General features: G+C 65.0%; 22 protein-coding genes and 2 tRNA genes. All 24 read left to right on the top strand.

The window, feature by feature from the left end; genetic code table 11:
* Positions 1-100: 100 nt before the first annotated feature.
* The 24 genes from TMO_RS09990 to TMO_RS09875 all read left to right on the top strand — a co-directional run bounded on the left by TMO_RS09990 (position 101) and on the right by TMO_RS09875 (position 26900).
* A complete protein-coding gene (locus TMO_RS09990; RefSeq protein ID WP_014745501.1) occupies positions 101-1720 on the top strand; it encodes a hypothetical protein in 1620 nt (539 codons plus the stop codon).
* 251 nt (positions 1721-1971) lie between these two features.
* Positions 1972-3330 carry a trigger factor gene (gene tig / locus TMO_RS09985; protein ID WP_014745500.1) on the top strand — a complete coding sequence of 453 codons (1359 nt, stop codon included), beginning with the start codon at positions 1972-1974 and terminating at the stop codon, positions 3328-3330.
* A 125-nt stretch (positions 3331-3455) separates the two neighbouring features.
* On the top strand, positions 3456-4088 hold the full coding sequence (gene clpP / locus TMO_RS09980; protein WP_014745499.1) for an ATP-dependent Clp endopeptidase proteolytic subunit ClpP: 633 nt from the start codon (positions 3456-3458) through the stop codon (positions 4086-4088).
* A gap of 433 nt (positions 4089-4521) precedes the next feature.
* Positions 4522-5790 (top strand): ATP-dependent Clp protease ATP-binding subunit ClpX, encoded by a 1269-nt coding sequence (clpX, locus tag TMO_RS09975; RefSeq protein ID WP_014745498.1) that lies wholly within the window; start codon positions 4522-4524, stop codon positions 5788-5790.
* A gap of 217 nt (positions 5791-6007) precedes the next feature.
* Positions 6008-8428 carry an endopeptidase La gene (gene lon / locus TMO_RS09970; RefSeq protein ID WP_041605929.1) on the top strand — a complete coding sequence of 807 codons (2421 nt, stop codon included), beginning with the start codon at positions 6008-6010 and terminating at the stop codon, positions 8426-8428.
* A gap of 214 nt (positions 8429-8642) precedes the next feature.
* Positions 8643-8918: an HU family DNA-binding protein gene (locus TMO_RS09965; RefSeq protein ID WP_014745496.1), complete on the top strand. Its 276-nt coding sequence runs from the start codon at positions 8643-8645 to the stop codon at positions 8916-8918.
* A gap of 309 nt (positions 8919-9227) precedes the next feature.
* A tRNA-Val gene (locus TMO_RS09960) sits at positions 9228-9304 on the top strand.
* Between the two features lie 170 nt (positions 9305-9474).
* A complete protein-coding gene (locus tag TMO_RS09955) occupies positions 9475-11028 on the top strand; it encodes a flavin-containing monooxygenase (protein ID WP_014745495.1) in 1554 nt (517 codons plus the stop codon).
* Between the two features lie 70 nt (positions 11029-11098).
* Positions 11099-11175 (top strand) — tRNA-Asp (locus tag TMO_RS09950).
* 482 nt (positions 11176-11657) lie between these two features.
* Positions 11658-12023, top strand: a complete 366-nt coding sequence (locus TMO_RS09945; protein ID WP_014745494.1) for an NADH-quinone oxidoreductase subunit A — start codon at positions 11658-11660, stop codon at positions 12021-12023.
* Between the two features lie 29 nt (positions 12024-12052).
* The gene (locus TMO_RS09940; RefSeq protein ID WP_086015164.1) at positions 12053-12577 is read left to right on the top strand and encodes a NuoB/complex I 20 kDa subunit family protein; all 525 of its coding nucleotides are present in this window, start codon (positions 12053-12055) and stop codon (positions 12575-12577) included.
* Between the two features lie 99 nt (positions 12578-12676).
* Positions 12677-13300: an NADH-quinone oxidoreductase subunit C gene (locus TMO_RS09935; protein WP_041605923.1), complete on the top strand. Its 624-nt coding sequence runs from the start codon at positions 12677-12679 to the stop codon at positions 13298-13300.
* Positions 13300-14484, top strand: coding sequence for an NADH-quinone oxidoreductase subunit D (locus TMO_RS09930; RefSeq protein WP_041604900.1), 1185 nt, complete (start codon positions 13300-13302; stop codon positions 14482-14484). The genes TMO_RS09935 and TMO_RS09930 overlap by 1 nt, the downstream gene beginning before the upstream one ends.
* 14 nt (positions 14485-14498) lie before the next feature.
* Complete coding sequence (gene nuoE, locus TMO_RS09925) at positions 14499-15125, top strand: NADH-quinone oxidoreductase subunit NuoE (RefSeq protein WP_014745490.1); 627 nt, start codon at positions 14499-14501, stop codon at positions 15123-15125.
* A complete protein-coding gene (gene nuoF / locus TMO_RS09920) occupies positions 15115-16395 on the top strand; it encodes an NADH-quinone oxidoreductase subunit NuoF (protein WP_014745489.1) in 1281 nt (426 codons plus the stop codon). Before nuoE ends, nuoF begins: the two co-directional genes overlap by 11 nt.
* 10 nt (positions 16396-16405) lie before the next feature.
* Positions 16406-18484: an NADH-quinone oxidoreductase subunit NuoG gene (gene nuoG / locus TMO_RS09915; RefSeq protein ID WP_014745488.1), complete on the top strand. Its 2079-nt coding sequence runs from the start codon at positions 16406-16408 to the stop codon at positions 18482-18484.
* Positions 18477-19490, top strand: coding sequence for an NADH-quinone oxidoreductase subunit NuoH (gene nuoH / locus TMO_RS09910; protein WP_014745487.1), 1014 nt, complete (start codon positions 18477-18479; stop codon positions 19488-19490). The genes nuoG and nuoH overlap by 8 nt, the downstream gene beginning before the upstream one ends.
* 153 nt (positions 19491-19643) lie before the next feature.
* Positions 19644-20132 (top strand): NADH-quinone oxidoreductase subunit NuoI, encoded by a 489-nt coding sequence (gene nuoI, locus TMO_RS09905; RefSeq protein WP_014745486.1) that lies wholly within the window; start codon positions 19644-19646, stop codon positions 20130-20132.
* A 107-nt stretch (positions 20133-20239) separates the two neighbouring features.
* Positions 20240-20854: an NADH-quinone oxidoreductase subunit J gene (locus tag TMO_RS09900; protein ID WP_014745485.1), complete on the top strand. Its 615-nt coding sequence runs from the start codon at positions 20240-20242 to the stop codon at positions 20852-20854.
* Positions 20854-21162, top strand: a complete 309-nt coding sequence (nuoK, locus tag TMO_RS09895) for an NADH-quinone oxidoreductase subunit NuoK (protein ID WP_014745484.1) — start codon at positions 20854-20856, stop codon at positions 21160-21162. The genes TMO_RS09900 and nuoK overlap by 1 nt, the downstream gene beginning before the upstream one ends.
* A gap of 7 nt (positions 21163-21169) precedes the next feature.
* Positions 21170-23101, top strand: coding sequence for an NADH-quinone oxidoreductase subunit L (gene nuoL, locus TMO_RS09890; protein WP_014745483.1), 1932 nt, complete (start codon positions 21170-21172; stop codon positions 23099-23101).
* Positions 23101-24624: an NADH-quinone oxidoreductase subunit M gene (locus tag TMO_RS09885; RefSeq protein WP_014745482.1), complete on the top strand. Its 1524-nt coding sequence runs from the start codon at positions 23101-23103 to the stop codon at positions 24622-24624. The genes nuoL and TMO_RS09885 overlap by 1 nt, the downstream gene beginning before the upstream one ends.
* A gap of 21 nt (positions 24625-24645) precedes the next feature.
* Positions 24646-26091, top strand: a complete 1446-nt coding sequence (nuoN, locus tag TMO_RS09880) for an NADH-quinone oxidoreductase subunit NuoN (RefSeq protein ID WP_014745481.1) — start codon at positions 24646-24648, stop codon at positions 26089-26091.
* Complete coding sequence (locus TMO_RS09875) at positions 26088-26900, top strand: biotin--[acetyl-CoA-carboxylase] ligase (protein WP_014745480.1); 813 nt, start codon at positions 26088-26090, stop codon at positions 26898-26900. The genes nuoN and TMO_RS09875 overlap by 4 nt, the downstream gene beginning before the upstream one ends.
* The last annotated feature ends 21 nt before the right edge of the window (positions 26901-26921 follow it).

Below are 26921 nucleotides of genomic sequence, written 5' to 3'. Positions count from 1 at the left end.
TTGCAGCACCATTACAGGCATTTCTCCGCATATTTTGCGGTATCTCTGGTGATGAATGCGGTTGCGTTCGTTGTTCCCCAGTAGATAACGGAGACGGAAAATGCCGACGTCCTCAGATGATGTGACTTATCTCGCCCCCTATCTTGGTGGAGTCTCTCGGACTCTCACGAACAAGCTCGCTGAATACGTGACGCCCGAGGATTTCGGGGCTGTGGGTAACGGCAGTGTCAATGACACCGCGGCTGTCCAGGCGGCCCTGAACAGCGGCCGAGACGTGGCGCTGGTGTCGCGCTATCTGGTAACCGATACCGTGGACGTGATCACCCGTGGCCAGCGCATCTTCGGTTTGACGGGGCCGGGGACGACCTCGCGTGCGTCCATCCAGATGGCGCCGACCAGCACGGCCGACATCGTGATGAATGTCCGCGCACATTCGGTCAATCTCGAAAACTTCGTGATGATCGGTCGCGACCAGAACGAAAGCGGCACGGTGGTCATCTTCGCCGAGGAAGACTATCTGGTGACGCCCGACGGTGAGAACAACGGCGATGTCGATCTCAAGATCACGTCCTGTGTGCTCGGCCGGGCCAATACGCTGATCCGGATCAAGGGCCGGGGGCTGAACGTCACCCAGTGCAATCTGGTTTCGTTCACCCATGGGATCGAGCTCGACTGGCCGGATGAACAGGAACCGGATGCCGACCCGCTGGATCCCTCACGTTTCAACCCCGGGCCGAACTTCGACAACAAGCTGGCTGGGGGCATGCGGGCCTATATGATCCGCGACAACCGCTTTCACGCGGGTTCGGGCGGCTATCTCGTCCGCAATATCGGCTGGAACGCATCGCGTATTCACGGGATCCAGTTCTCTGGGAACTATATCGATACCAATTGCCGGATCTTCGAGGGCGCGGCGAACGAGTCGCTCTTCACGGACAACCTGCTGATCCACTCGATCGCCCCGAATTTCCTGTTCGCGATATCGGGCGGTGACAACATCCGGATCGGCGGCAACGTCTTCTACGGCATGACGGACAACGCGGCCGGCACGCCCGAGGCCGGGACCGGCGACACCCGCGAGATCCTCGGCGGCGTGCTGATCTCGAACGTGAGCAACGTCTCGATCGAGGGCAACCACTTCAAGCGTATCGTGCGGGACGTGCTCTCCCTGAGCGGAACCTGCCGGAACATCCTGTTCCGGGGTAATGTCATGAAGGATGTCTGCCTGAGCAACAACGATACCGAGACCGATCCCACGCCACCGTCGCGCTATGTGGTCCGGGTCAATGGCCCTGTCACCGGTCTCATCGTCTCGGAGAACTCGGTCGATAATGCGCCGATGGCGCGGAACGAGCCGCTGATCGGTTTCGCGACCAGCACGGCAGCCGCCGCCGGTCTTGTCGTCCGGGACAACCTTCTCCCCGCATATATGGATGCGCAACAGCCGGCAGCGAACTGGAATCAGGCCGTCGGAAATGCGAGCCGCCAGGTGACCGCCTATGATGGTGACGGAGAGACGTCGAAGACGGTGTCCCTCACCTTTGCGCCCGCATTCGTGGCCGTCGTTGCTGTGACCGGGAGCGATCGCGGGCGCACGATGTCTGTCTCGACGATCTCGTCCGCAGGTTATGATCAGGTCGAGATCTCGGGCAAGGAGATCACCGTCAAGGGCGGCTGGAACAGCGCAGGCATCTCTTACACGCTCCATGCCTTCACCTGAACCGACGCGCGGCGCCCGGCGGGAATGATCCCGCCGGGCGCCGGTTTTCGCAGCGTATTGGACTTGCGTAACCGGGTGATTTCGTGCCACATGGCTGCCGCCCGTGTCGTGGTGCAGTGCTGCCCGCGATCACGTCTCTTCGCGCACCCGGCGTTTCGTCCGGAGGCGATCCCGGCCGGCCCGGGATGCGCCTCCTTCCCCGCGACGCACCGGGTGCTGCCGCAGTCAACCGACCCTGTGAGACCGTTTTGATGCAGATCACCGAGACCAACGCCGAAGGGCTCAAGCGCGAATACAAGGTCGTCGTGCCGGCCGCTTCGATCGACGAGAAGATCGACGCCCGCATCGCCCAGATCGCGGCCACGATCAAGATGCCCGGCTTCCGTCCCGGTAAGATCCCGGCCAAGGTCGTGAAGCAGCGCTATGGCTCCTCGGTGATGGGCGAGGTGCTGGAAGAGGCGGTGAACGAGACCTCGCGCAACGTGCTGGACCAGAACAATCTGCGTCCGGCCACCCAGCCGAAGATCGAGATCACGGCCTTCGACGAGGGCCAGGATCTTGAATACAGCATGGTCGTCGAGATCATGCCGGAATTCGAGCTGGGCGATTTCTCGGATGTCGAACTGGTCCGCGAGGCGGCCGAGGTCGACGAGAAGGAAGTCGACGAGGCGCTGGAGCGCATCGCCGCCGCCAATCGCGAGTTCGAGACCGTCGAGGATCGCGCCGCCGAGAACGGCGACCAGGTGGTCATCGACTTCAAGGGCTTCGTCGACGGCGAGGCCTTCCAGGGTGGCGAAGCCGAGGGCTATGCGCTGGCTCTGGGCTCGGGCACCTTCATCCCGGGCTTCGAGGATCAGCTGCTCGGCGCCAAGGCCGGCGAGGAGCGCAAGGTCGAGGTCTCCTTCCCCGAGGACTATGGTGCGGAGCACCTGGCCGGCAAGGCCGCCGTGTTCGAGACCACCGTCAAGGAAGTCAAGGCGCCGAAGACCGCCGGCATCGACGATGCCCTGGCCGAGAAGCTGGGCCTCGACAACCTGGATGCGCTGAAGGCTGCCATCCGCGACGACTTCCGCGGCCGTTACGACCAGATCTCGCGCCAGAAGCTGAAGCGTGCGCTGCTGGATGCGCTCGCCGGCCGTTATGAGTTCGAGGTGCCCGCCGGCATGCTCGAGGCCGAATTCGAAGGCATCTGGAAGCAGCTGACCGACGAGATGGCCCGCACCGGCCAGACCTTCGAAAGCATGGAAAAGACCGAGGACGAGGTCCGCGAGGAGTATCGCGCGATTGCGCTCCGTCGGGTTCGTCTGGGTCTGGTCCTTGCAGAAGTCGGTCGCGTGAACGATGTTCAGGTGGCGGACGAAGAGGTCAACCGTGCCCTGATCGAGCAGGCGCGCCGCTTCCCCGGTCAGGAAGCGCGGGTGATCGAGTATTACCAGAAGAATCCGGATGCGCTGCGTGCGCTCCGGGCGCCGATCTTCGAGGACAAGGTCGTCGACCACATCCTCGCCCAGGCGAAGGTCGAAGAGAAGGTCGTCAGCGCCGAGGATCTGATGAAGGATCCCGACGAGGACGGTGAGGCCGGAGAGGCGTCGGACAAGTCCGAGGCCTGATCCGCCGCCCTGCCGAGAGACCGTCCACGACCGCCCCCGTAGCCCGAGGGCGGTCGTGACGTCTCAAGCGCCCGGCAGGGGCTTTGTGAAGATCGGTGATGTCAGTTGAGGGGAGCGGAAAGCGCATGAGCGACATGCTCGATACCTACATGAATTCGCTGGTGCCGATGGTGGTCGAGCAGACCAACCGGGGCGAGCGCGCCTATGACATCTATTCGCGTCTTCTGAAAGAGCGCATCATCTTTCTGACCGGGCCGGTCGAGGACAATGTTTCGAGCCTCATCACCGCCCAGCTGCTCTTCCTGGAGAGCGAGAACCCGAAGAAGGATATTTCCTTCTACATCAACTCGCCGGGCGGCGTGGTGACCTCGGGTCTCGCGATCTACGACACGATGCAGTACATCCGCTGCGACGTGCAGACCCTGTGCATCGGCCAGGCGGCATCGATGGGCTCGCTGCTGCTGGCCGGCGGCGCGCCGGGTAAGCGCTTCGCGCTGCCCAACGCCCGGATCATGGTCCATCAGCCCTCGGGCGGGTTCCGTGGCCAGGCGACCGACATCGAGATCCATGCCCGTGAAATCCTGAAGCTGCGTGCCCGGCTGAACGAGATCTACGTTCAGCACACCGGCCGCCCGCTGGAGGAAGTCGAACGGGCCATGGAGCGCGACAACTTCATGTCGCCCGAAGAGGCCAAGGCCTTCGGTCTGATCGACACGGTCGTGGCCCAGCGGCCGAAGGCCGAGGATACTGCCTCCTGACCGACTGCCCCCGGTCGATGCCGCGCGTGATCGTCCGTCCGCGCAGCATCCGGCCGGCACGGCTGCCGATGGGACGTTTCGCCACATGACGTTGAGGCGTTCCGCCACATGAAGTTGGGGCGTTCCGCCACATGCAACCCGCCACCGCGCGCACGCGATGGCGGGTTCTTCATGTCCGGGGTGGGGGCGGGAAGCGTCGCCTGATGATTTTTCCCCCTTTGGCAAGCGCGAACTGCGCATTACATTTCCATTGACTGCGGCATGCTGAAGATGCTGCGGTCTCCCGGTCCGGACCCCCGCACCGGCAGACGACCCGGGGCGCGTTCCCGAAGCCAGGACGGTTCATCGTCGGTCTGCCGCTTTTTAGGGTTTGTGCCCGGGCGCGACCGGCGGCTAACATGGGCGCCGGGCAGAGCCAACGAGTGGAGACACGATGACCAAGTCCAGCGGCGGCGACGGCAAGAACACACTTTATTGCTCGTTCTGCGGCAAGAGCCAGCACGAGGTGCGGAAGCTGATCGCCGGGCCAACGGTGTTCATCTGCGACGAGTGTGTAGAGCTCTGCATGGACATCATCCGCGAGGAGAGCAAGACCTCGCTGGTCAAGACGCGTGATCGCGGACCGACCCCGAAGGACATCTTCAACGTCCTGGACGATTATGTGATCGGCCAGGAGCAGGCGAAGCGGATCCTCTCGGTCGCGGTGTACAATCACTACAAGCGTCTGAACCAGGGCGGCAAGGGTGCCGAGGTCGAACTCGCCAAGTCCAACATCCTGCTGATCGGCCCGACCGGTTGCGGCAAGACGCTGCTGGCCCAGACCCTGGCCCGCATCCTCGACGTGCCGTTCACCATGTCGGACGCGACCACGCTGACCGAAGCCGGCTATGTCGGCGAGGACGTCGAGAACATCATCCTGAAGCTGCTTCAGGCCGCCGATTACAATGTCGAGCGGGCGCAGCGCGGCATCGTCTATATCGACGAGGTCGACAAGATCAGCCGCAAATCCGACAACCCGTCGATCACCCGCGATGTGTCGGGCGAGGGCGTCCAGCAGGCGCTGCTGAAGATCATGGAAGGCACCGTCGCCTCCGTGCCGCCGCAGGGCGGGCGCAAGCATCCGCAGCAGGAATTCCTGCAGGTCGATACGACCAACATCCTGTTCATCGTGGGCGGGGCGTTCGTCGGCCTCGACCGGATCATCAATGATCGCGGCCGCAAGACCTCGATCGGCTTTGGTGCGAATGTCGAGCCGGTGGAAACCCGCCGCTCGGGCGACGTGCTTCGCCAGGTCGAGCCCGAGGATCTGCTGAAGTTCGGCCTGATCCCCGAATTCGTCGGCCGTCTGCCGGTGATCGCCACGCTGCACGACCTGGACCGCGACGCACTGGTCCAGATCCTCACCAAGCCCAAGAACGCACTGCTGAAGCAGTATCAGCGTCTCTTCGAGCTGGAGAACGTGCACCTGACCTTCTCCGACGACGCGCTGGGTGCCATCGCCGAGCGCGCGATCGAGCGCAAGACCGGCGCGCGCGGCCTGCGCGCCATCATGGAAGAGATCCTGCTCGACACGATGTTCGATCTGCCCGACCTCGACGGGGTCGAAGAGATCGTCGTCAATCGGGAGGTCGTTGAAGGCCGGGCCAAGCCTCTCCATATCTATGCGGACCGGCGGGGCGACGTGGGCGGCAACGCTTCCTGATCCCTGCGACAGTTCGGCCGCGGCACGGTCTGACCCGTGCCGGCTGTGATGCCCCGGCCATCGCCGGCCTCTGCGCGAGGCGGTGTGGTCGGCATCCGGTGGGCGCGTGTGCGCGGCCTCAACAGGAATCGGGCCGATGTGACGTCGAGGCGCCATGTCGGCCTTCCGGGGCCGCGTGTCCGACGCCGTGCCGATTCCGATAAATGCGAGACTGGCCATGACCGAAACTCATCGCACGCACACCTACCCGGTCCTGCCGCTGCGCGACATCGTCGTCTTTCCGCATATGATCGTGCCGCTCTTCGTCGGCCGCGAGAAGTCGGTGCGCGCGCTCGAGGAGGTGATGCGCAGCGACAAGCAGATCCTGCTGCTGGCGCAGAAGGATGCCGCCCAGGAGGATCCGGGCGCCGACGACATCTACATGGTCGGCACCATCGGCACCGTGCTGCAGCTGCTGAAGCTGCCTGACGGCACCGTCAAGGTGCTGATCGAAGGCGCCAGCCGCGCGCGGGTCGACCGCCTCATCTCGGACGGCGACTATTTCCAGGCGGAAGCCCAGGCAATCGCCGAGGGCGAGGATGCCGGCCGCGAGGTCGAGGCGCTGTCGCGCTCGGTCGTGGCCGAGTTCGAGCAGTATGTGAAGCTCAACAAGAAGATCCCGCCCGAGGTTCTGGTCACCCTGAATCAGATCGAGGAGCCGGCGAAGCTTGCCGACACCATCGCCTCGCATCTGTCGCTCAAGGTGGCGGAGAAGCAGGAACTGCTCGAGACGCCGACCGTCGTCGAGCGGCTGGAGCGGATCTACGCCCATATCGAGGGCGAGATCGAGGTCCTGCAGGTCGAGAAGCGCATCCGGTCGCGCGTCAAGCGCCAGATGGAGAAGACTCAGCGCGAGTACTATCTCAACGAGCAGCTGAAGGCGATCCAGAAGGAGCTGGGCGAAGGCGAGGACGGCCGCGACGAGAGCGCCGAAATCGAGGAGCGCATCCGCAAGGCGCGCATGCCCAAGGAGGCTCATGACAAGGCCATGGCCGAGCTGAAGAAGCTCAAGACCATGAGCCCGATGTCGGCCGAGGCGACGGTGGTGCGCAACTATCTCGACTGGCTGACCGGCCTGCCGTGGAAGACCCGCTCCAAGGTCAAGAAGGACCTGAAATGGGCCGAAGAGGTCCTGAACCAGGATCATTACGGCCTTGAGAAGGTCAAGGAACGGATCATCGAGCACCTAGCCGTGCAGATGCGCGTCGCCAAGCTCAAGGGCCCGATCCTGTGCTTCGTCGGCCCTCCGGGTGTCGGCAAGACCTCGCTGGGCAAGTCGATCGCCCGGGCGACCGGCCGCGAATTCGTGCGCGTCAGTCTGGGTGGCGTGCGGGACGAGGCCGAGATCCGCGGCCATCGGCGGACCTATATCGGCTCGCTGCCGGGCAAGATCATCCAGTCGATGAAGAAGGCGGGCAAGACCAACCCGCTGTTCATGCTCGACGAGATCGACAAGCTCGGCGCCGACTTCCGCGGCGACCCGTCCTCGGCCCTGCTCGAGGTGCTGGACCCCGAGCAGAACGGCACCTTTGCCGACCACTATCTGGAGGTGGATTACGACCTGTCGGATGTGATGTTCATCTGCACGGCCAACAGCCTGCGCATGCCGCAGCCGCTGCTCGACCGCATGGAGATCATCCGCATCTCGGGCTATACCGAGGACGAAAAGGTCGAGATCACGAAGCGTCACCTGATCTCCAAGCAGATCAAGGCGCAGGGGCTGAAGGAGGGCGAGTTCTCGATCTCCGACGGCGCGATCCGCGATCTGATCCGCTATTACACCCGTGAAGCCGGCGTGCGCAGCCTGGAACGCGAGATTGCCGGTCTGGCGCGCAAGGCGGTCAAGGAGCTGGTGATGGGCACCCGTAAGCAGGTGTCGATCACCTCGGCCAACCTCGACAAATATGCGGGCGTGCGGCGGTTCAAGTTCGGCGAGGCGGAACTCGAGGACATGGTGGGTGCCGTCACCGGCCTCGCCTGGACCGAGGTCGGCGGCGACCTGCTGACCATCGAGGCGGTGAAGATGCCCGGCAAGGGCAAGGTCACCATCACCGGCAAGCTCGGCGAGGTCATGCAGGAAAGCATCCAGGCGGCGCGGTCCTATGTCCGCTCGCGCGCGGTGGATTATGGGATCCGGCCGACGGTGTTCGAACAGGCCGACATCCATATCCACGTGCCTGAAGGCGCGACGCCGAAGGACGGCCCGTCGGCTGGTATCGCGATGGTGACCTCCATCGTATCGGTGCTGACCGGCATCCCGGTGAATCGCAGTGTCGCCATGACCGGCGAGGTTACGCTGCGCGGCCGCGTGCTGCCGATCGGTGGCCTGAAGGAGAAGCTGCTGGCGGCTCTGCATGGCGGCATCAAGACCGTGCTGATCCCGCGGGACAACGAAAAGGATCTGGCAGATATCCCGGCCAATGTGAAGAAGGGGCTGACCATCATCCCCGTCTCGCATGTCGATGATGTCCTGGCCCACGCCCTTCTGAAGCCCCTGACGCCGATCGAGTGGCCGGAGCGGACCGACGACAAAGCGGCCGACACCAGCCGCGACGAGGCCTCGGAGCAGGGTGAAGCGCCGGGTGCGCGGGCGCACTGAGCGCCTGCCGGACAGAGCGCGTACTTTCGGTTGAAAAGAATGAGCAGCCCTCGCGCCGATAACGGTGCGAGGGCTGTTTTTTGGCGGATTTGTGCGGTTTTCGACGGGCTGGCCGATTGACGCGCTTCTGCCGGGGGATTTACACTCCCCCCTGGTCGACGTATCACCGAGGTGTGATTTTCGAACCGCCACTCCAAGAAGGGGAGCCTCAGAAGTGAACAAGAACGATCTCGTTGCGCGCGTGGCCGACAGCACCGGGCTGTCCAAGACCGACGCGGCCCGGGCCGTCGACGGCGTGTTCGATGCCATCACCGCGGCGCTGGCTGCGGATGACGAGGTGCGCCTGGTCGGCTTCGGCACGTTCAATGTCGCGACCCGGGCCGCCAGTGAAGGCCGCAACCCGCGGACCGGCGAAGCGATCACCATTCCGGCGTCGAAGCAGCCGAAGTTCCGTGCCGGCAAGGGGCTGAAGGACGCCGTGAACGGCTGATCCTGCCCGGACTGTTCCATGGACCACCCGGCGGCTGCGCCCGCCCAAAAACACACAGATGCGCCGTTCAGGGCCATGCCAGGCCCAGGCCGAATGCAAGGCTGGCACCTCATCGAATTTCTGTGCGTACGACGCCGTCCCTCACGACGCCGGACGCCGGCGGCGCCACAAGGTCCGCAGGATCGGATCGACCCTCTGGCGCCGCGATGCGGTTCGTGGCACCGCAGATCATCAGACGCGGCCGTCCGCTCCACCTGAAGGGGCGGGCGGCCGTCGTTCACCGGTGAACAGTCTGCGTCGCTGCACGCCGGGCGATTAGCTCAGTTGGTCAGAGCGTCTCGCTTACACCGAGAAGGTCGGGGGTTCGAGCCCCTCATCGCCCACCAGTATCCGCCGGACGTTCAAGCTTCCGGCACATCTACACCGGGTTCATCAACTAAAACGTTTAATCCGTATTCCGAATTTCATATAGTGGGTGAAGAGCGGCCCGATCGCACATGGCGACGGATCATGATCGCCGGGCCGGCCGCTTCTGCCGCTGACGGGGAGAGCGGATATGAACGACCGGACGGTCACGTCGCGGACACGCGGCCTGCGCGTTGTTATCATCGGCGCGGGCTTCGGCGGATTGTGTATGGCCATCCGCCTGCGTCAGGCGGGTTTTCAGGCCGTCACGATCCTTGAGAAGGGGGAGGCGCTGGGGGGCACCTGGCGCCAGAACACCTATCCAGGGGCCGGCTGTGACGTGCCCTCCCACCTCTATTCCTTCTCCTTTGCGCCGAAACCGGACTGGAGCCGCACCTATGCGCGCCAGCCCGAGATTCTGGCCTATATGGAGGAGACCGCCGATCGCTTCGGCCTTCGGCCGCTGATCCGTTTCGGGACGGCGGTCGAGGCCGCAGCCTTCGACGATCAGCGTGGTCTCTGGACCATCGATCTGGTCGGGGGCGGCCGCATGGAGGCAGAGGTTCTCATTTCGGCGGTGGGCCAGCTGGACCGGCCGGCCGTGCCCGATATTCCGGGCCGCGAGAGTTTCGCCGGGCTGCAATTCCATTCGGCCTGCTGGCCGGGCACGATAGATCTCAAGGGGCGGCGCGTCGGCGTGGTCGGCAACGGCTCCAGTGCCGTGCAGCTGGTGCCTGAGATCGCGCCGGCCGCCAGGCATCTGACCGTGTTTCAGCGCAGCCCCGCCTGGATCGCCCCCAAGCCGGATCGCGCTTATACGACGGACGAAATCGCACGGTTTCGCCGAAGCCCGGTGGCCTTGCGTCTTCATCGCCTCGGCATCTTCCTGTCGCTCGAGAAGAACTTTCTCGTATTCGGTCGCAACGGCTTCGCGCGCCGCCGGTTTGAACGCCAGGCCCTGGCGACGCTGGCCCGCAAGGTGGCCGATCCGGTGCTGCGCCGGTGTCTGACGCCGGATTATCCCGCAGGCTGCAAGCGCATCGTGCTGTCCAACGACTGGTATGACACTCTGGCACGTCCCGATGTCGACGTCGTCGCCCGCCGCATCACCCGGATCACGGCGGAAGCCGTGGAGACCGTGGAGGGCGGGCGCCATGCGCTCGATGTTCTGATCTGGGCCACCGGCTTCCGGACGACCGAGTTTCTGGTACCGATGCGCATTGCCGGTCGGGGCGGGATCGACCTCCACGACGCATGGTCCGCAGGTGCCGAGGCGCATCGGGGGGTGACGGTCGCCGGCTTCCCGAACTTCTTCATGCTCTTCGGCCCCAATACCAGCCTTGGACACAACTCGATCATCTTCATGCATGAGGTGCAGGCCGGGTACGTGGTGCGCTGCCTGCAGCGGCTGGTGGGCGAGGGGAGACGCCGGCCGGTGATGGATGTCCGGCCCGAGGCCATGGCCGGCTATAATCGCAAGCTCAGGGATGCCTTGGATCGCACCGTCTGGGCGGCCGGCTGCAACAGCTGGTACAAGACCAGCGAGGGCCGCATCACCGCCCAGTGGTCGGGCTTCGCAAGCCGGTACTGGTGGGACATGCGCGGTGCGCCGCTGGATGAATACCATTTCGCCGAAGCCGGAGAAGCGGTGTGGCCCGGCGCGACAGGCGCGGTCCTCGACCGGCGTGAGCATGCCGTGACATGAAATCCGGGCCCCTTGCGGAAAGGCGTTGACAGAGGGGGGCTGGACCGGATAAACACCGCGCATCGCCTGAGGGGGTGTAGCTCAGTTGGTTAGAGCGCCGGCCTGTCACGCCGGAGGCCGCGGGTTCAAGTCCCGTCACTCCCGCCAGCGATCCTTCGGAAACCGGCAGACGATTTCCGGACGGTTGTATGATCCGCGTGCTCACGCATGCAGAAACGTCTTTCGGACGGTCGGACCTGCGGGTCAGGCCGCCTCATCAAGACCCGCGCATGTTCGTGCGCACTCTGTGGGCCCGCCCGATCTTCGTCGGTGCGGGCCTGTTCGTTTTTGGCCGGAAGTCCTTGTGACAACGTGCGTGTCAAGCCTTGCCGCACTGCGATGCCGGGGCATATTCGTGGCTGAAAATGGGGATTTTGTTGGCGAGCACGTTCGCCTATAGTGAGGCCGCCGCGCGGGGGTACCCGTGGCGGACCATCGGGCGTGGCCGGCGGTATGGCGTTCTTCGCGCATGCAGCATGGCACCCGCCGGAACGGTCTGCCGGTCTGCCCCGCAGCGTCGCCGGCGATGTTCCGACCGTGACGGTCAGACCGCACCGGCCGGCGTCCGCCTCAGGAGGGAAGCCTAGCCCATGCAGACCTTGCTGGCCGAGTATCTGCCGATCCTGATCTTCCTCGGCATCGCGACCGCTCTCTCCGCGGTGATCGTGATCGCTTCCTACTTCATCGCGCCCCAGCGGCCGGAGGCCGAGAAGCTCTCGGCTTACGAATGCGGCTTCGACGCGTTCGACGACAGCCGCGGTCAGTTCGACGTGCGGTTCTATCTGGTCGCGATCCTGTTCATCATCTTCGACCTTGAAGTCGCCTTCCTGTTCCCGTGGGCGGTGTCGCTCGGCGACATCGGCATGTTCGGCTTCTGGTCCATGATGCTGTTCCTGGGCGTGCTGACCATCGGCTTCATCTACGAGTGGAAGAAGGGGGCGCTGGAATGGGAGTGACCGATCCTCGCACCGCCTCGGCCGGGGCCATGGGGCATGGCCCCCTGGCCGGCGCCGATGCCGAGCGCGTGGTCGCGGCTGCGACCGATGAGCTGAAGGAAAACGGCTTCATCACCGCGCGCCTGAACGAACTCGTCACCTGGGCGCGCACCGGCTCGCTCTGGCCGATGACGTTCGGTCTGGCCTGCTGCGCGGTGGAAATGATGCATGCCGCCGCCGCCCGCTACGATCTGGACCGCTTCGGCTTCCTGTTCCGGCCGAGCCCGCGCCAGTCTGACGTGATGATCGTCGCCGGCACGCTGACCAACAAGATGGCGCCCGCGCTCCGCAAGGTCTATGACCAGATGCCGGAGCCGAAATACGTCATCTCGATGGGCAGCTGCGCCAATGGCGGCGGCTACTATCACTACTCCTATTCGGTGGTCCGCGGCTGCGACCGGATCGTTCCGGTCGACATCTACGTGCCGGGCTGCCCGCCCACGGCTGAGGCGCTGGTCTACGGCGTGCTGCAGCTTCAGAAGAAGATACGTCGCACCGGTACGCTCGAGCGCTGATCTCAGCGTTCGCGGCCGGAAAACAGCGGCGGCGGGCACCGGACCGGAAAACCGGACGGTGCTCAAGGTTTTGTGTCGAGGCACGAGAAGGCGGATGCCGTGAGTAACGTCAACGAAGACGCACTCCGGGAGCTGGGCGCGTATGTCGCATCAGCACTCGGCGACGGAGTGGACGGCTGGAAGGTCGCATTGGGTGAACTGACGGTCCGGGTCTACCGGACCTCGCTCATCCGGACGCTCACATTCCTGCGCGACGACAGCAACTGCCTGTTCAAGCAGCTGATCGACGTCTGCGGTGTCGACTGGCCGGAGCGTGAGGAACGCTTCGACGTCGTCTATCACCTGCTCAGCCTCAAGCACAATCAGCGCATCCGCGTGACCGTATCTGCCTCGGAAGACACCCCGGTCCCGTCGGCCGTGCCGGTGTTCAACTCGGCACTGTGGTTCGAGCGTGAGACCTGGGATCTCTACGGCGTGTTCTTCGCAGATCACCCGGATCTCCGTCGCATCCTCACCGATTACGGCTTCGAGGGGCATCCGCTGCGCAAGGACTTCCCGCTCACCGGCTATGTCGAGGTCCGCTATGACCAGGCCGAGAAGCGCGTGGTCTACGAGCCGGTGCAGCTGACCCAGGAATTCCGCCGGTTCGACTTCCTGAGCCCGTGGGACGGTGCGAAATACGTCCTGCCCGGGGACGAGAAGGCGCAGCAGGGGACGAAGTGATGTCGGCGACCGAAACTTCCATCAAGCCGATGATGCTCAACTTCGGGCCGCAGCATCCGGCGGCCCATGGTGTGCTCCGGCTCGTGCTCGAGATGGACGGCGAGGTGGTGACCCGCGCCGATCCGCATGTCGGCCTGCTGCACCGCGGCACCGAGAAGCTCATCGAGTACAAGACCTATCTTCAGGCGCTGCCGTATTTCGACCGCCTGGACTATGTCTCGATCATGAATCAGGAGCACGCCTATGTGCTCGCGGTCGAGAAGCTGGCAGGGATCGAGGTGCCGCTGCGCGGCCAGTATATCCGCGTCATGTTCGCGGAGCTGACCCGCATCGCCAACCACCTGCTGAACATGACGACCTTCGCGATGGATCTTGGCGCCACCACGCCGCTGCTGTGGGGCTTCGAGGATCGCGAGATCATCATGGGCTTCTACGACAAGGTCTGCGGCGCGCGCCTGCACGCGAACTACTTCCGCCCCGGCGGCGTGTCGATGGAGCTGCCGGCCGGGCTTCTGGACGAGATCTGGAAGTTCACCGAAGAGTTCCCGAAGCGCTTCGACGACCTCGAAAACCTGATGAGCCACAGCCGCATCTGGAAGCAGCGCACGGTGGATGTGGGTGTGCTCTCGGCCGAGGATGCGCTGGACTGGGGCCTGACCGGGCCGATGCTGCGCGGCTCGGGCGTGCCCTGGGATCTGCGCAAGGCGCAGCCCTATGACGTTTATGACCGCATGGACTTCGACATTCCGGTCGGTCGCAACGGCGACGTCTACGACCGCTACAATGTCCGCATGAAGGAAGTGCGCGAGTCGCTCAAGATCGTGCGCCAGTGCATCGAGCAGATGCCCGACGGCCCGTATCGGACCGAGGACCGCAAGGTGGCGCCGCCGGCCCGCGCGGACATGAAGCGGTCGATGGAAGCGCTGATCCATCACTTCAAGCTCTACACCGAAGGCTTCAAGGTGCCGGCCGGCGAGGTCTATGTGGGCACCGAGGCGCCGAAGGGCGAGTTCGGCGTCTATCTGGTGTCGGACGGCACCAACAAGCCCTATCGCTGCAAGATCCGCGCGCCCGGATTCGCTCATATCGCGGCCATGGATTTCATGTCGAAGGGCCATCTGCTGGCCGATGCCGTCGCCATTCTGGCGAATATGGACATCGTGTTCGGCGAGATCGATCGTTGAGGGGACCGGGACCAGTGAGCGACACCAACGTCGAGCCTGCGAGCTTCGCCTTCACGGAAGAGAATCTCGCCCAAGCCGCGAAGATCATCGCGAAATACCCTGAAGGCCGACAGCAGAGCGCGGTCATGCCGCTGCTCGATCTGGCCCAGCGCCAGGGCGATGGCTGGCTGCCGCGGGTGGCCATGGATTACATTGCCGATCTTCTCGGCATGCCGCCGATCCGGGTGTACGAGGTCGCGACCTTCTACACCATGTACAATCTGAAGCCGATCGGCCGGCATCACGTCCAGGTCTGCACCACGACGCCGTGCTGGCTGCGCGGCTCCGACGAGGTGCTGGGCGCGTGCAAGAAGCATCTCGGCATCGAGGTGGGCGAGACCACCGAAGACGGGCTGTTCACGCTGGCCGAGGTGGAGTGCCTCGGTGCCTGCGCCAATGCGCCGATGATGCAGATCGGTGACGACTACTACGAGGATCTGGACGCGGAGCTGACCGTGCGGGTGCTCGAGGCGCTGAAGCGCGGCGAGACGCCGAAGCCCGGTCCGCAGACCGGCCGCCGCCGGGGCTCTGAGCCCGAGGGCTGGCAGCCGTCGGCGACCCAGGCCGCACCCGGGACCGCAGGAGGCAACGATGCTGCGTGATCAGGATCGCATCTTCACCAATCTCCACGGCTATGACGATTTCCGTCTGGCCGGTGCCCGCCACCGCGGCGATTGGGATGGGACCAAGGACATCATCGCCAAGGGCGCCGACTGGATCGTCCAGGAGATGAAGGCGAGCGGCCTGCGCGGCCGTGGCGGTGCGGGCTTCCCGACCGGTGTGAAGTGGTCCTTCATGCCGAAGAACGACCCGCGCCCGTCCTATCTGGTCGTGAACGCCGACGAAGGCGAACCCGGCACCTGCAAGGATCGCGAGATCATGCGCCACGACCCGCACAAGCTGGTCGAGGGCTGCCTGATCGCCGGTTTTGCGATGAAGGCGGTCGCCGCCTATATCTACATCCGCGGCGAATTCCTCCGCGAGGCTCAGGCGCTGCAGACCGCGATCGACGAGGCCTACGAGGCCGGGCTGATCGGCAAGAACGCCTGTGGCACCGGCTATGACTTCGACGTCTACATCCATCTGGGTGCCGGCGCCTATATCTGCGGCGAAGAAACCGCGCTGATCGAGAGCCTGGAAGGCAAGAAGGGCCAGCCGCGCCTGAAGCCGCCGTTCCCGGCCATGGCTGGCCTTTACGGCTGCCCGACCACGGTGAACAACGTCGAGAGCATCGCGGTGGCGCCGACCATCCTGCGCCGCAGCGCCGCCTGGTTCGCCGGCCTCGGCCGCGAGAACAACACCGGCACCAAGATCTTCTCGATCTCCGGCCATGTGAACAAGCCGTGCAATATCGAAGAAGAGATGGGCATCCCGCTGAAGGAGCTCATCGAACGTCATGCCGGTGGCGTGCGTGGCGGCTGGGACAACCTGCTGGCCATTATCCCCGGCGGCTCTTCGGTGCCGTTGCTGCCCAAGTCGATCTGCGACGATGTGCTGATGGATTTCGACAGCCTGCGCGCGGTCAAGTCCGGCCTCGGCACCGCCGCGGTGATCGTGATGGACAAGTCGACCGACGTGGTGCGCGCCATCGCCCGACTGTCGAAGTTCTACATGCATGAGAGCTGCGGTCAGTGCACGCCGTGCCGCGAAGGCACCGGCTGGCTCTGGCGGACCATGGACCGCATGGTCAAGGGTCAGGCGACCGTCGCCGAGATCGACCGGCTGGAGCAGGTGACCTACCAGATCGAGGGCCACACCATCTGCGCGCTGGGTGATGCCGCGGCGTGGCCGGTGCAGGGCCTGATCCGTCACTTCCGTCCGGAACTCGAGCGGCGCCTCAGCGCCGCCCGGGACGCGGCCCGCGCGGCCTGAGGAGGATCCGATGCCTAAACTGACCATCGACGGCCTCGAAGTCGAGGTGCCCGCCGGGGCGACCGTGCTTCAGGCCTGCGAAGCGGCCGGCGCCGAGATCCCCCGCTTCTGCTATCACGAGCGTCTGTCGATCGCCGGCAACTGCCGTATGTGTCTGGTGGAGCAGGAGCGGGCGCCGAAGCCCATCGCGTCCTGCGCCATGCCGGCCGCCGACGGCATGGTGATCCACACCAACACCGAGCGGGTGAAGAAGGCCCGCGAGGGCGTGATGGAGTTCCTGCTGATCAACCATCCGCTCGACTGCCCGATCTGCGATCAGGGCGGCGAGTGCGATCTGCAGGACCAGGCCATGGCCTATGGCCGCGGCCAGAGCCGCTATGACGACGAAAAGCGCGCGGTGAAGGACAAGGATCTGGGTCCGCTGATCCAGACCTGGATGACCCGCTGCATCCATTGCACCCGCTGCGTGCGCTTCGCCACCGAGATTGCCGGCGTGCCCGAAATGGGCGCGACCGGCCGTGGCGAGCACATGGAGATCGGCACCTATGTCGAACATGCGCTGACCTCGGAACTCTCGGGCAACATGATCGACCTGTGCCCGGTGGGCGCACTGACCTCCAAGCCCTATGCCTTCAATGCCCGCCCCTGGGAGTTGAAGAAGACCGAATCGATCGACGTGCTCGACGCGGTCGGCGCCAATATCCGCGTCGATGTCCGCGGCCGCGAGGTGCTGCGCATCCTGCCGCGCCTGCACGAGGATGTGAACGAGGAGTGGCTGGGCGACAAGAGCCGCTTCGCCTATGACGGGCTGAAGCGCCAGCGCCTGGACCGCCCCTATATCCGCGAAAACGGCCGCCTGCGCCCCGCCGGTTGGGACGAGGCCTTCGAGGCGATCCGGGCCCGTCTGGCGGGCCGGGATCCGAAGAAGGTCGCGGGCCTGGTCGGCGACCTGGTCGATTGCGAGTCGATGACCGCCTTCCGCGATCTGATGCGCGACGTGATCGGCACGGTTCATGTCGACTGCCGCCAGGACGGTGCGGCGCTGGATCCGACCCAGCGCTCCACCTGGCTGTTCAACAGCACCATCGCCGGCATCGAGCAGGCGGACGCGGTGCTACTGGTCGGCACCGATCCGCGCCGCGAGGCGCCGCTGGTCAACGCCCGCTTCCGCAAGCGCTGGCGCAAGGGCGGGTTCCGCGGCTGGTCGATCGGGCCGAAGCTGGACTTGACCTGGCCGGTCGAGGATCTGGGCGCTGACGCGACCCGGCTGGAGGCGATTGCCTCCGGCGCCGATCCGCTGGCCGAGGTGCTGCGCAATGCCGAGCGGCCGATGATCGTGGTCGGCATGGGCGCGCTGACCCGTGCCGATGGCGCCCGCATCCTGGGTGCCGCCCGCAAGGTTGCCGAGCGCTGCGGCATGGTCCGCGACGGCTGGAACGGCTTCAACGTCCTGCAGACCGCCGCTGCCCGTGTCGGCGGCATGGAGCTGGGTCTGGTGCCGGGCGAGGGTGGCCTCTCGACCCGCGAGATCGTGGCGGCTGCCGGCCGGGGCGAGATCGATACGGTGTTCCTGCTGGGCGCAGACGAGATCCAGACCGATGCGTTGGGCGATGCCTTTGTGATCTATCAGGGCCATCACGGCGACGCCGGCGCCCATCGCGCCGATGTGGTGCTGCCGGGTGCCGCCTATACCGAGAAGAACGCTACCTATGTGAACCTCGAGGGCCGCCCGCAGCGCGCGCATCTCGCGGTGTTCCCGGTGGGCGAGGCGCGCGAGGACTGGAAGATCCTCCGGGCGCTCTCGGGCGTGCTGGGCAAGGCGCTGCCTTACGACGACCTCTCGGGCGTGCGCGCCCGGATGGCGGCGATCGCGCCCCGTCTGGCGAAGATCGACCGGATCGAGCCGGCGGGTCTGGGCGGTGCCTTCGGTCAGACCGGCGCACCGGACAAGGCGCCGCTCTCGTCCCCGGTCACCAACTACTACATGACCGACCCGATCTCGCGCGCGTCGAAGACCATGGCGACCTGCACCGCGATCTATGCGGGCAACCCGCTCCAGCAGGACAAGGCGACCGGCACCAATGGCTGAGTTCTTTTCCGGATATGTCTGGCCCGGGGTGATCATCGTCGCCCAGATCCTGGCCATCGTGCTGCCGCTGCTGATCGCGGTCGCCTATCTGACGCTGATGGAACGCCGGGTGATCGGCTACATCCAGATGCGCCGCGGTCCGAACGTGGTCGGCCCCTTCGGCATGCTTCAGCCTTTCGCCGACGCGCTGAAGCTGCTGACCAAGGAGACCATCATCCCCTCGCGCTCGAACCGGTTCCTGTTCCTGTTCGCGCCGATGCTGACCCTGATCCTCAGCCTTGTCGCCTGGGCGGTGATCCCCTTCGACGACGGTTGGGTGCTCTCCGACATCAATGTCGGCGTGCTCTATCTGTTCGCGATCTCGTCACTCGGCGTCTACGGCATCATCGTCGCGGGCTGGGCGTCGAATTCGCGCTATGCCTTCCTCGGCGCGCTGCGCTCGGCAGCCCAGATGGTGTCTTACGAGGTTTCGATCGGCCTCGTGATCATCACGGTGCTGCTGTGCGTCGGCTCGCTGAACCTGTCGGAGATCGTGCGGGCGCAGGAAACGGTGTGGTTCGCCATCCCGCTCTTCCCGATGTTCGTGGTCTTCTTCATCTCGGCACTGGCCGAAACCAACCGTCTGCCCTTCGACCTTCCGGAGGCGGAAGCGGAGCTCGTGTCGGGCTATAACGTCGAGTATTCCTCGATGCCCTTCGCGCTCTTCTTCCTGGGCGAGTATGCCAACATGATCCTGATGAGCGGGATGACCACCATCCTGTTCCTCGGCGGCTGGCTGCCCCCGTTCGACATCGCGCCGCTGAACTGGATTCCGGGCGTGGTGTGGTTCCTGATCAAGATCTTCCTGCTGCTGTTCACCTTCATCTGGATCCGTGGCACGTTCCCGCGCTACCGCTATGACCAGCTGATGCGTCTGGGCTGGAAGGTCTTCCTGCCGTTCTCGCTGCTGTGGGTGGTGCTCACTGCCGGTGTGCTGGTCGGTTTCGGCTGGCTGCCCGGGCAGTAAGCCCCCGTCAGGCAGCCTGCCCGGGCAAAAGCCGGGCAGGGGACCCAGAATGCAGGGACGCGTGCTTGCCAAGCGCGCGTCCCGGAGTAAGGTAAGCCCGCCATCCGGGCCGGCCCATGCCGGACCGTCCCGGACGGGGGAGGAGAGGTTGAGATGGCATCCATCGGCCAGACCGCACGCGCATTCCTGCTCACCGAGATCGTGAAGGGCATGGCGCTGACGTTGCGCTACTTCTTCAAGCCGAAGGTGACGCTGAACTACCCCTATGAGAAGGGCCCGATCAGCCCCCGCTTCCGCGGTGAGCACGTCCTGCGCCGGTATCCCAACGGCGAAGAGCGCTGCATCGCGTGCAAGCTGTGCGAGGCGATCTGCCCGGCTCTGGCCATCACGATCGAGGCGGAACCCCGCGCCGACGGCAGCCGGCGCACGACCCGCTACGACATCGACATGACCAAGTGCATCTATTGTGGCTTCTGCCAGGAGGCGTGCCCGGTGGATGCGATCGTCGAAGGTCCGAACTTCGAGTTCGCGACCGAGACGCGCGAGGAACTGTTCTACGACAAGGCCAGGCTCCTCGCGAACGGCGATCGGTGGGAACGGGAGATCGCGGCCAACCTGGCCGACGTTGCCCCCTACCGTTGACGGTAAGAGATCGCCGGCCCCGATGAGGGGCCGGCGGACGGTTTGAAGGGACCCGCCGCCGCAGCGGGTGCCATGCGACAAGAAACGAGATCGGACGAGGGCGGAGAATGGTTCTTCAGGCGCTGGCCTTCTACCTCTTCGCCGCGGTGACGGTGGCATCGGGCGTGATGGTGATCACCGCCCGAAACCCGGTTCACTCGGTGTTGTTCCTCATTCTGGCCTTCTTCAACTCGGCCGGCCTGTTCGTGCTGCTGGGTGCCGAATTCCTGGCGATGATCCTGGTCGTCGTCTATGTCGGCGCCGTGGCGGTGCTCTTCCTCTTCGTGGTGATGATGCTGGACATCAACTTCGTCCAGCTCCGCGAAGGCTTTCAGCGATATCTGCCGGTCGGCGCGCTGATCGGGCTGGTGCTGGCGGCGGAACTGGTGCTCATCGGCGGCAGCTACGGCCTCGCCGACGCGGCCCAGCCGCTCTTTGCCGCACCGGTGGGCGTGCCCGAGGGCGTCTCGAACGTCGAGGCGCTGGGGCAGCTCGTCTACACCAAGTACGTCTATCTCTTCCAGGCTGCCGGCCTCGTGCTGCTGGTCGCGATGATCGGTGCGATCGTCCTGACCCTGCGCACCCGTCCCGGCGTCGTCCGTCAGGACCCTGCCAAGCAGAGTGCGCGGACGATCGAGGAGTCGGTCGAGATCAAGAAGGTCCCAACGGGTAAGGGCATCTGATGAGCATCGGCGTCGAGCATTATCTGGTCCTGGCCGCGATCCTGTTCACCCTCGGGATCTTCGGGATCTTCCTGAACCGCAAGAACGTCATCACGATCCTGATGTCGATCGAACTGATGCTGCTTGCGGTCAACATCAACTTCGTCGCTTTCTCGACCCAGCTCCAGGATCTGGTGGGGCAGGTTTTCGCGATGTTCGTCCTTACCGTCGCTGCGGCCGAAGCAGCGATCGGCCTCGCCGTGCTCGTGGTCTACTTCCGGAACCGCGGCTCGATCGAGGTCGAGGACATCAACCTGATGAAGGGCTGAGGCCGCGATGTACGTCGCACTGATCCTGCTTCCGCTCGCGGCGGCGATCGTCGCCGGCTTCTTCGGCCGTGTGATCGGCGATCGGGGGTCGCAGCTCGTGACCACCGGCGCCGTCGGCCTGGCCGCGCTGCTCTCCGTCGTCGCCTTCTTCGATGTCGCCGTGGGCGGCAACGCGACCACCGTCAACCTCTTCACCTGGATCCGGTCGGGCGAACTCGCCTTCTCCTGGGCGCTCCGGATCGACTCGCTGACCGCCGTCATGCTGATCGTGGTCAACGGCGTCTCGTTCATGGTTCATATCTACTCGATCGGGTATATGAGCCATGATCCCCACAAGCCGCGCTTCATGGCCTATCTGTCGCTGTTCACCTTCGCGATGCTGACGCTGGTGACCGCCGACAACCTGGTCCAGATGTTCTTCGGCTGGGAAGGCGTAGGCCTGGCCTCGTATCTGCTGATCGGCTTCTGGTACAAGCGGCCGTCGGCGAACAAGGCGGCGATGAAGGCCTTCGTGGTCAACCGCGTCGGCGATTTCGGCTTCTCGCTGGGCATCTTCGCGCTGTTCTTCGTGACCGGCTCGGTCGGCTTCGATGCGATCTTCGCCGATCTCGGCACGGTGGCCGGCACCAGTATCGACTTCCTCGGCATGACCTTGCCCACGATCGAAGTCATCGCGGTGCTGCTGTTCATCGGCGCGATGGGCAAGTCGGCGCAGCTCGGCCTGCACACCTGGCTGCCAGATGCGATGGAAGGCCCGACCCCGGTCTCGGCCCTCATCCATGCCGCCACTATGGTGACCGCGGGCGTGTTCATGGTCGCGCGCCTGTCGCCGGTCTTCGAACTCACCAGCTTCACCAGCGACATGATCACGGTGATCGGCGCCTCGACCGCTTTCTTCGCGGCGACCGTCGGCCTCACCCAGACCGACATCAAGCGGGTCATCGCCTATTCGACCTGCTCGCAGCTCGGCTACATGTTCTTCGCGGCGGGTGTCGGGGCCTATCCGGCGGCGATCTTCCACCTGATGACCCATGCCTTCTTCAAGGCGCTGCTCTTCCTGGGGGCCGGTTCGGTCATCCATGCGATGTCCGATGAACAGGACATGCGCAAGATGGGCGGTATCTGGAAGCTCATCCCGGTCACCTACACCTTCATGTGGATCGGCTCTCTGGCGCTTGCCGGTCTGCCGCCCTTCGCCGGCTTCTTCTCGAAGGACATGATCCTCGAGACCGCCTATGCGGCCCATACCGGCGTCGGCGCCTATGCCTTCTGGCTCGGTATCGCCGCGGCGTTCATGACCGCCTTCTACAGCTGGCGCCTGCTGTTCATGACCTTTCATGGCAAGCCGCGTGCCGACAAGCACACCATGGATCATGTCCATGAAAGCCCGCTGGTCATGACCGCGCCGCTCTTCCCGCTGGCAGTGGGCGCGATCGTCGCCGGCTATATCGGCCTGCCGATGGTGGATCCGGAGCTGCACTTCTGGAATGGTGCCATCACCATGCTGGGTGAGCACAACATCCTGGAAGAGGCGCATCATGTGCCCGGCTGGGTGAAGCTGCTGCCGCTGGTGATGAGCGTGGGCGGTATTGCGCTGGCCTGGTTCCTCTACATCCGCCGGCCCGACCTGCCGGGCAAGATCGCCCGCGATTTCTCGGGTCTGCACAAGTTCCTGCTCAACAAGTGGTATTTCGACGAGCTCTACGATGCGATCTTCGTGCGCCCGTCGCTCTGGATCGGTCGTGTGCTCTGGCAGGCCGGTGATCGCAAGATCATCGACGGCCTCGGTCCCGACGGCATCGCCGCGGTGTCGGTCGATCTGGCACGGCGTGCCGGCCGCATGCAGTCCGGCTACGTCTACCACTACGCCTTTGCCATGCTCATCGGTCTCGCGCTGATCGTGTCCTACTTCTTCTTCGGTCTGGAGGCCGGCTGGTGATGACGGATTGGCCGCTTCTCTCAACGGTCGTCTTCCTGCCGCTGATCGGCGCAGGGTTCATCCTGCTGATCCGTGGTGACGAGGCGACCGTGGCCCGCAACGCCCGCAGCGTCGCGCTGTGGACGAGCGTCATCACTTTCCTGATCTCCCTGCTGCTGTGGACGGGCTTCGACAGCTCGACCGCCGCCTTCCAGTTCGTCGAGAAGGCGGAGTGGTTCCCGGGCTACGGGATCGACTACCATCTCGGCATCGACGGCATCTCGCTCTGGTTCGTCCTGCTCACCACCCTGCTGATCCCGATCTGCGTGCTGGCGAGCTGGGAGTCGATCACCAAGCGGGTGAAGGAATACATGATCGCGTTCCTGGCCATGGAAACGCTGATCATCGGCTCCTTCGTGGCGCTCGACTTCGTCCTCTTCTACTTCTTCTTCGAGGCGATGCTGATCCCGCTGTTCCTGATCATCGGCATCTGGGGCGGCAAACGACGGATCTACGCGTCCTTCAAGTTCTTCCTCTACACCATGCTCGGCTCGGTGCTGATGCTGGTGGCGCTGCTCTACATGTACTTCCAGGCCGGCACCACCGACATCCCGACCCTGATGGCGACCCCCTTCGGCCGCGAGGCGCAGATCTTCCTGTGGCTGGCGATGTTCGCCTCGTTCGCGGTGAAGATGCCGATGTGGCCGGTGCACACCTGGCTGCCCGACGCGCATGTCGAGGCGCCGACGGCCGGCTCGGTTCTGCTGGCGGGCATCCTGCTGAAGGTCGGTGGCTACGGCTTCCTGCGCTTCAGCCTGCCGATGCTGCCGGATGCGAGCCAGTACTTCGCGCCGCTGATCTTCGGCCTGTCGATGGTGGCGGTGGTCTACACCTCACTCGTGGCCCTGGTGCAGGGCGACATGAAAAAGCTGATCGCCTACAGCTCGGTCGCCCATATGGGCTTCGTGACCATCGGCATCTACACCTTCAACACCCAGGGCATCGAAGGCTCGATCATTCAGATGCTCAGCCACGGGCTCGTCTCCGGCGCGCTGTTCCTCTGCGTGGGCGTCGTCTACGACCGCATGCACACCCGCGATATCGACCGCTATGGCGGCCTGGTGAACCGGATGCCCGGCTACGCGCTGATCTTCCTGTTCTTCACCATGGCCTCGATCGGCCTGCCCGGCACCTCGGGGTTCGTGGGTGAGTTCCTGGTGCTGGTCGGCGCCTTCCAGGCCAACACCTGGGTCGCCTTCATCGCCGCCACCGGCGTGATCCTGGGCGCCTGCTACATGCTGTGGCTCTACCGTCGGGTGGTGTTCGGCGAGCTGGTCCGTGAGGATCTGAAGGGCATCCTCGACATGAACCGTCGTGAGGTCCTGGCCTTCGCGCCGCTGGTGGTGCTCACCCTCTGGATGGGCATCTATCCCGAGACCTTCCTCGAGCCGATCCGCGCCTCGGTCGCCAACCTGCTGACCCAGGTTCAGGTCGAGAAGGCCGCCATGGTGCTCGACACCGTGAACCAGCTCGCGCAGCGCTGACGAGAGGCATCGAGGCACAAGATGACGTCCTATCCTCTTCCCGATCTCGCCCCGGCGCTGCCCGAGCTCTGGCTCGCAGCGCTGGCCCTTGCCCTTGTCGTCGTCGGCGTCTTTGCGGGTAAGGACAAGGCCACCGGCCTGCTGTCCTGGCTGGCCGGCATCGGCTTCGCCATCGCCGCCGTGCTGATCGTGACCGGCCCCGAGGGGCGGGTCGTGACCTTCAACGGCATGTTCGTCACCGACAGCTTCGGCGCCTTCATGAAGGTGCTGGTGTTGATCGCGTCGATGTTCTCCCTCGTCATGGCCCGCGATTACCTCGCCCGCGAAGGCGTGGTGCGCTTCGAATATCCGCTGCTGATCGTGCTCGCCACGGTCGGCATGATGATGATGATCTCGTCGAACGACCTGATTGCGCTCTATATGGGCCTGGAGCTGCAGAGCCTGTCGCTCTACGTGCTCGCCGCCTTCAAGCGCGACAGCGTGCGGTCGACCGAGGCGGGTCTGAAGTACTTCGTCCTGGGGGCGCTGTCCTCGGGCATGCTGCTCTACGGGTGCAGCCTGGTCTACGGCTTCGCCGGCTCGACCAGCTTCGAGGCGCTCGCGCAGAGCCTGCAGGGTCAGCCCTCGCTCGGCGTTCTGGTCGGTCTGGTCTTCATCCTGGTCGGCCTGGCGTTCAAGATCTCGGCGGTGCCGTTCCACATGTGGACGCCCGACGTCTACGAAGGTGCGCCGACCAGCGTCTCGGCCTTCTTCGCCATGGCGCCCAAGATCGCAGCGATGGGCCTGCTGATCCGCGTGCTGGCCGAGCCCTTCGGTGGCCTCGTCCACAGCTGGCAGCAGATCACCTGGTTCATCTCGGTGGCCTCGATGGTTCTGGCGGCCTTCGCCGCGATCGGCCAGACCAACGTCAAGCGCCTGCTCGCCTACAGCTCGATCGGCCATGTCGGCTATGCCCTGGTCGGCCTCACCGCCGGTACGGCGGACGGCTTCCGCGGCGTGGCGGCCTATATGGCGATCTATCTGTTCATGACGCTCGGCACCTTCTCGATCGTGCTGGTCATGCGGCGCCAGGGCCGGATGGTCGAAGAGATCTCGGATCTCGCCGGCCTGTCGCGTTCGCGGCCCGTGCTCGCCTTCGTGATGGGGGCGATGATGTTCTCGCTCGCAGGTATTCCGCCGCTGGCAGGCTTCATCGGTAAGCTGTTCGTCTTCCGCGCCGCGGTCGATGCCGGGTTCATCGTTCTGGCGGTGATCGGTGTGGCGTCGAGCGTGGTCAGCGCCTTTTACTATCTGCGCGTCGTCAAGGTGATGTATTTCGACGAGCCGGCCGAGGCGCTGGATCGTGGTGTCAGCCCGGGTCTGACCGTGACGCTGGGGGTCAGCTTCGCCTTCACGATGCTGTACTTCATCTGGCCGGGCCTGCTGCTCGATTATGCCGGGCAGGCCGCAGCGGCGCTGATGCCGTGACCGCGGCCGCGGACGGCGCGCCGGAGCTGCCGCCGGCCTTCACGGTGGTGGCGCTGGAGGAGGTGGAAAGCACCAACCTCGAAGCGCGCCGCCTGGCCGAGGCCGGTGCGCCCGACGGCACCCTGGTCATCGCATCCCGGCAGACTGCGGGCCGCGGTCGCCAGGGCCGCCAATGGCTGTCGCCGGTCGGCAATCTCTATATGAGCCTTCTGCTGCGCCCGCAGGTTCCGATCGGACTTGCGGCGCAGCTTTCTCTCGTCTCAGGGCTGGCGATGGCCGACGCGGTTGCGGCAATCCTACCCGCGGGAAGTAGCGTACGGCCGGCGGTGAAATGGCCCAACGATCTGCTGCTGGCGGGCGAGGGGGACGTCGGTAAGCTGAGCGGCACGCTGCTGGAGAGTGGCGAGGATGCCCGCGGTCTCTATGTGATCGCGGGGATCGGCGCCAATGTCCGGGTGCATCCGGGGCCGACCGACGGGGTGTTTCCGCCGATCGTGCTGGCGGAACAGCCCGGCGCACACCATCTCATGGTTCGGGATCTGGTCGAGGCGTTCGGCCCTGCCTTCCTCAACCGCCGTTCGGCCTGGATGCGGGGCGGGCTGGCGGCCATCCGGGAAGACTGGTTGGCGGCAGCCTATGGTATCGGACAGACCGCGACCGTGCGCTATGGCGCGACGCCGGTGACCGGTCGGTTCGACAGCATCGATGATGACGGATCGCTGCTGCTCACACAGCCGGATGGCAGCGTCCGCCGGCTGGCGGCCGGCGAGGTGGTGTTTGCGAAACCGCCGGTAACGGGCGGCGCATGAACGAGATGAGACGGGAAGGAA

The sequence above is a fragment of the Tistrella mobilis KA081020-065 genome (assembly GCF_000264455.2).
Lineage (GTDB): Bacteria > Pseudomonadota > Alphaproteobacteria > Tistrellales > Tistrellaceae > Tistrella > Tistrella mobilis.
Note: the sequence above shows the minus strand (reverse complement) of the source record. Positions and strands in the feature narration are given on the sequence as shown.

Bases quoted from the DNA above. Each gene is read 5' to 3' on its own strand.
- TMO_RS09990 (WP_014745501.1), top strand. From the start codon at position 101: ATGCCGACGTCCTCAGATGATGTGACTTATCTCGCCCCCTATCTTGGT.
- tig (WP_014745500.1), top strand. From the start codon at position 1,972: ATGCAGATCACCGAGACCAACGCCGAAGGGCTCAAGCGCGAATACAAG.
- clpP (WP_014745499.1), top strand. From the start codon at position 3,456: ATGAGCGACATGCTCGATACCTACATGAATTCGCTGGTGCCGATGGTG.
- clpX (WP_014745498.1), top strand. From the start codon at position 4,522: ATGACCAAGTCCAGCGGCGGCGACGGCAAGAACACACTTTATTGCTCG.
- lon (WP_041605929.1), top strand. From the start codon at position 6,008: ATGACCGAAACTCATCGCACGCACACCTACCCGGTCCTGCCGCTGCGC.
- TMO_RS09955 (WP_014745495.1), top strand. From the start codon at position 9,475: ATGAACGACCGGACGGTCACGTCGCGGACACGCGGCCTGCGCGTTGTT.
- TMO_RS09945 (WP_014745494.1), top strand. From the start codon at position 11,658: ATGCAGACCTTGCTGGCCGAGTATCTGCCGATCCTGATCTTCCTCGGC.
- TMO_RS09940 (WP_086015164.1), top strand. From the start codon at position 12,053: ATGGGGCATGGCCCCCTGGCCGGCGCCGATGCCGAGCGCGTGGTCGCG.
- TMO_RS09930 (WP_041604900.1), top strand. From the start codon at position 13,300: ATGTCGGCGACCGAAACTTCCATCAAGCCGATGATGCTCAACTTCGGG.
- nuoF (WP_014745489.1), top strand. From the start codon at position 15,115: ATGCTGCGTGATCAGGATCGCATCTTCACCAATCTCCACGGCTATGAC.
- nuoG (WP_014745488.1), top strand. From the start codon at position 16,406: ATGCCTAAACTGACCATCGACGGCCTCGAAGTCGAGGTGCCCGCCGGG.
- nuoH (WP_014745487.1), top strand. From the start codon at position 18,477: ATGGCTGAGTTCTTTTCCGGATATGTCTGGCCCGGGGTGATCATCGTC.
- nuoI (WP_014745486.1), top strand. From the start codon at position 19,644: ATGGCATCCATCGGCCAGACCGCACGCGCATTCCTGCTCACCGAGATC.
- TMO_RS09900 (WP_014745485.1), top strand. From the start codon at position 20,240: ATGGTTCTTCAGGCGCTGGCCTTCTACCTCTTCGCCGCGGTGACGGTG.
- nuoK (WP_014745484.1), top strand. From the start codon at position 20,854: ATGAGCATCGGCGTCGAGCATTATCTGGTCCTGGCCGCGATCCTGTTC.
- nuoL (WP_014745483.1), top strand. From the start codon at position 21,170: ATGTACGTCGCACTGATCCTGCTTCCGCTCGCGGCGGCGATCGTCGCC.
- TMO_RS09885 (WP_014745482.1), top strand. From the start codon at position 23,101: ATGACGGATTGGCCGCTTCTCTCAACGGTCGTCTTCCTGCCGCTGATC.
- nuoN (WP_014745481.1), top strand. From the start codon at position 24,646: ATGACGTCCTATCCTCTTCCCGATCTCGCCCCGGCGCTGCCCGAGCTC.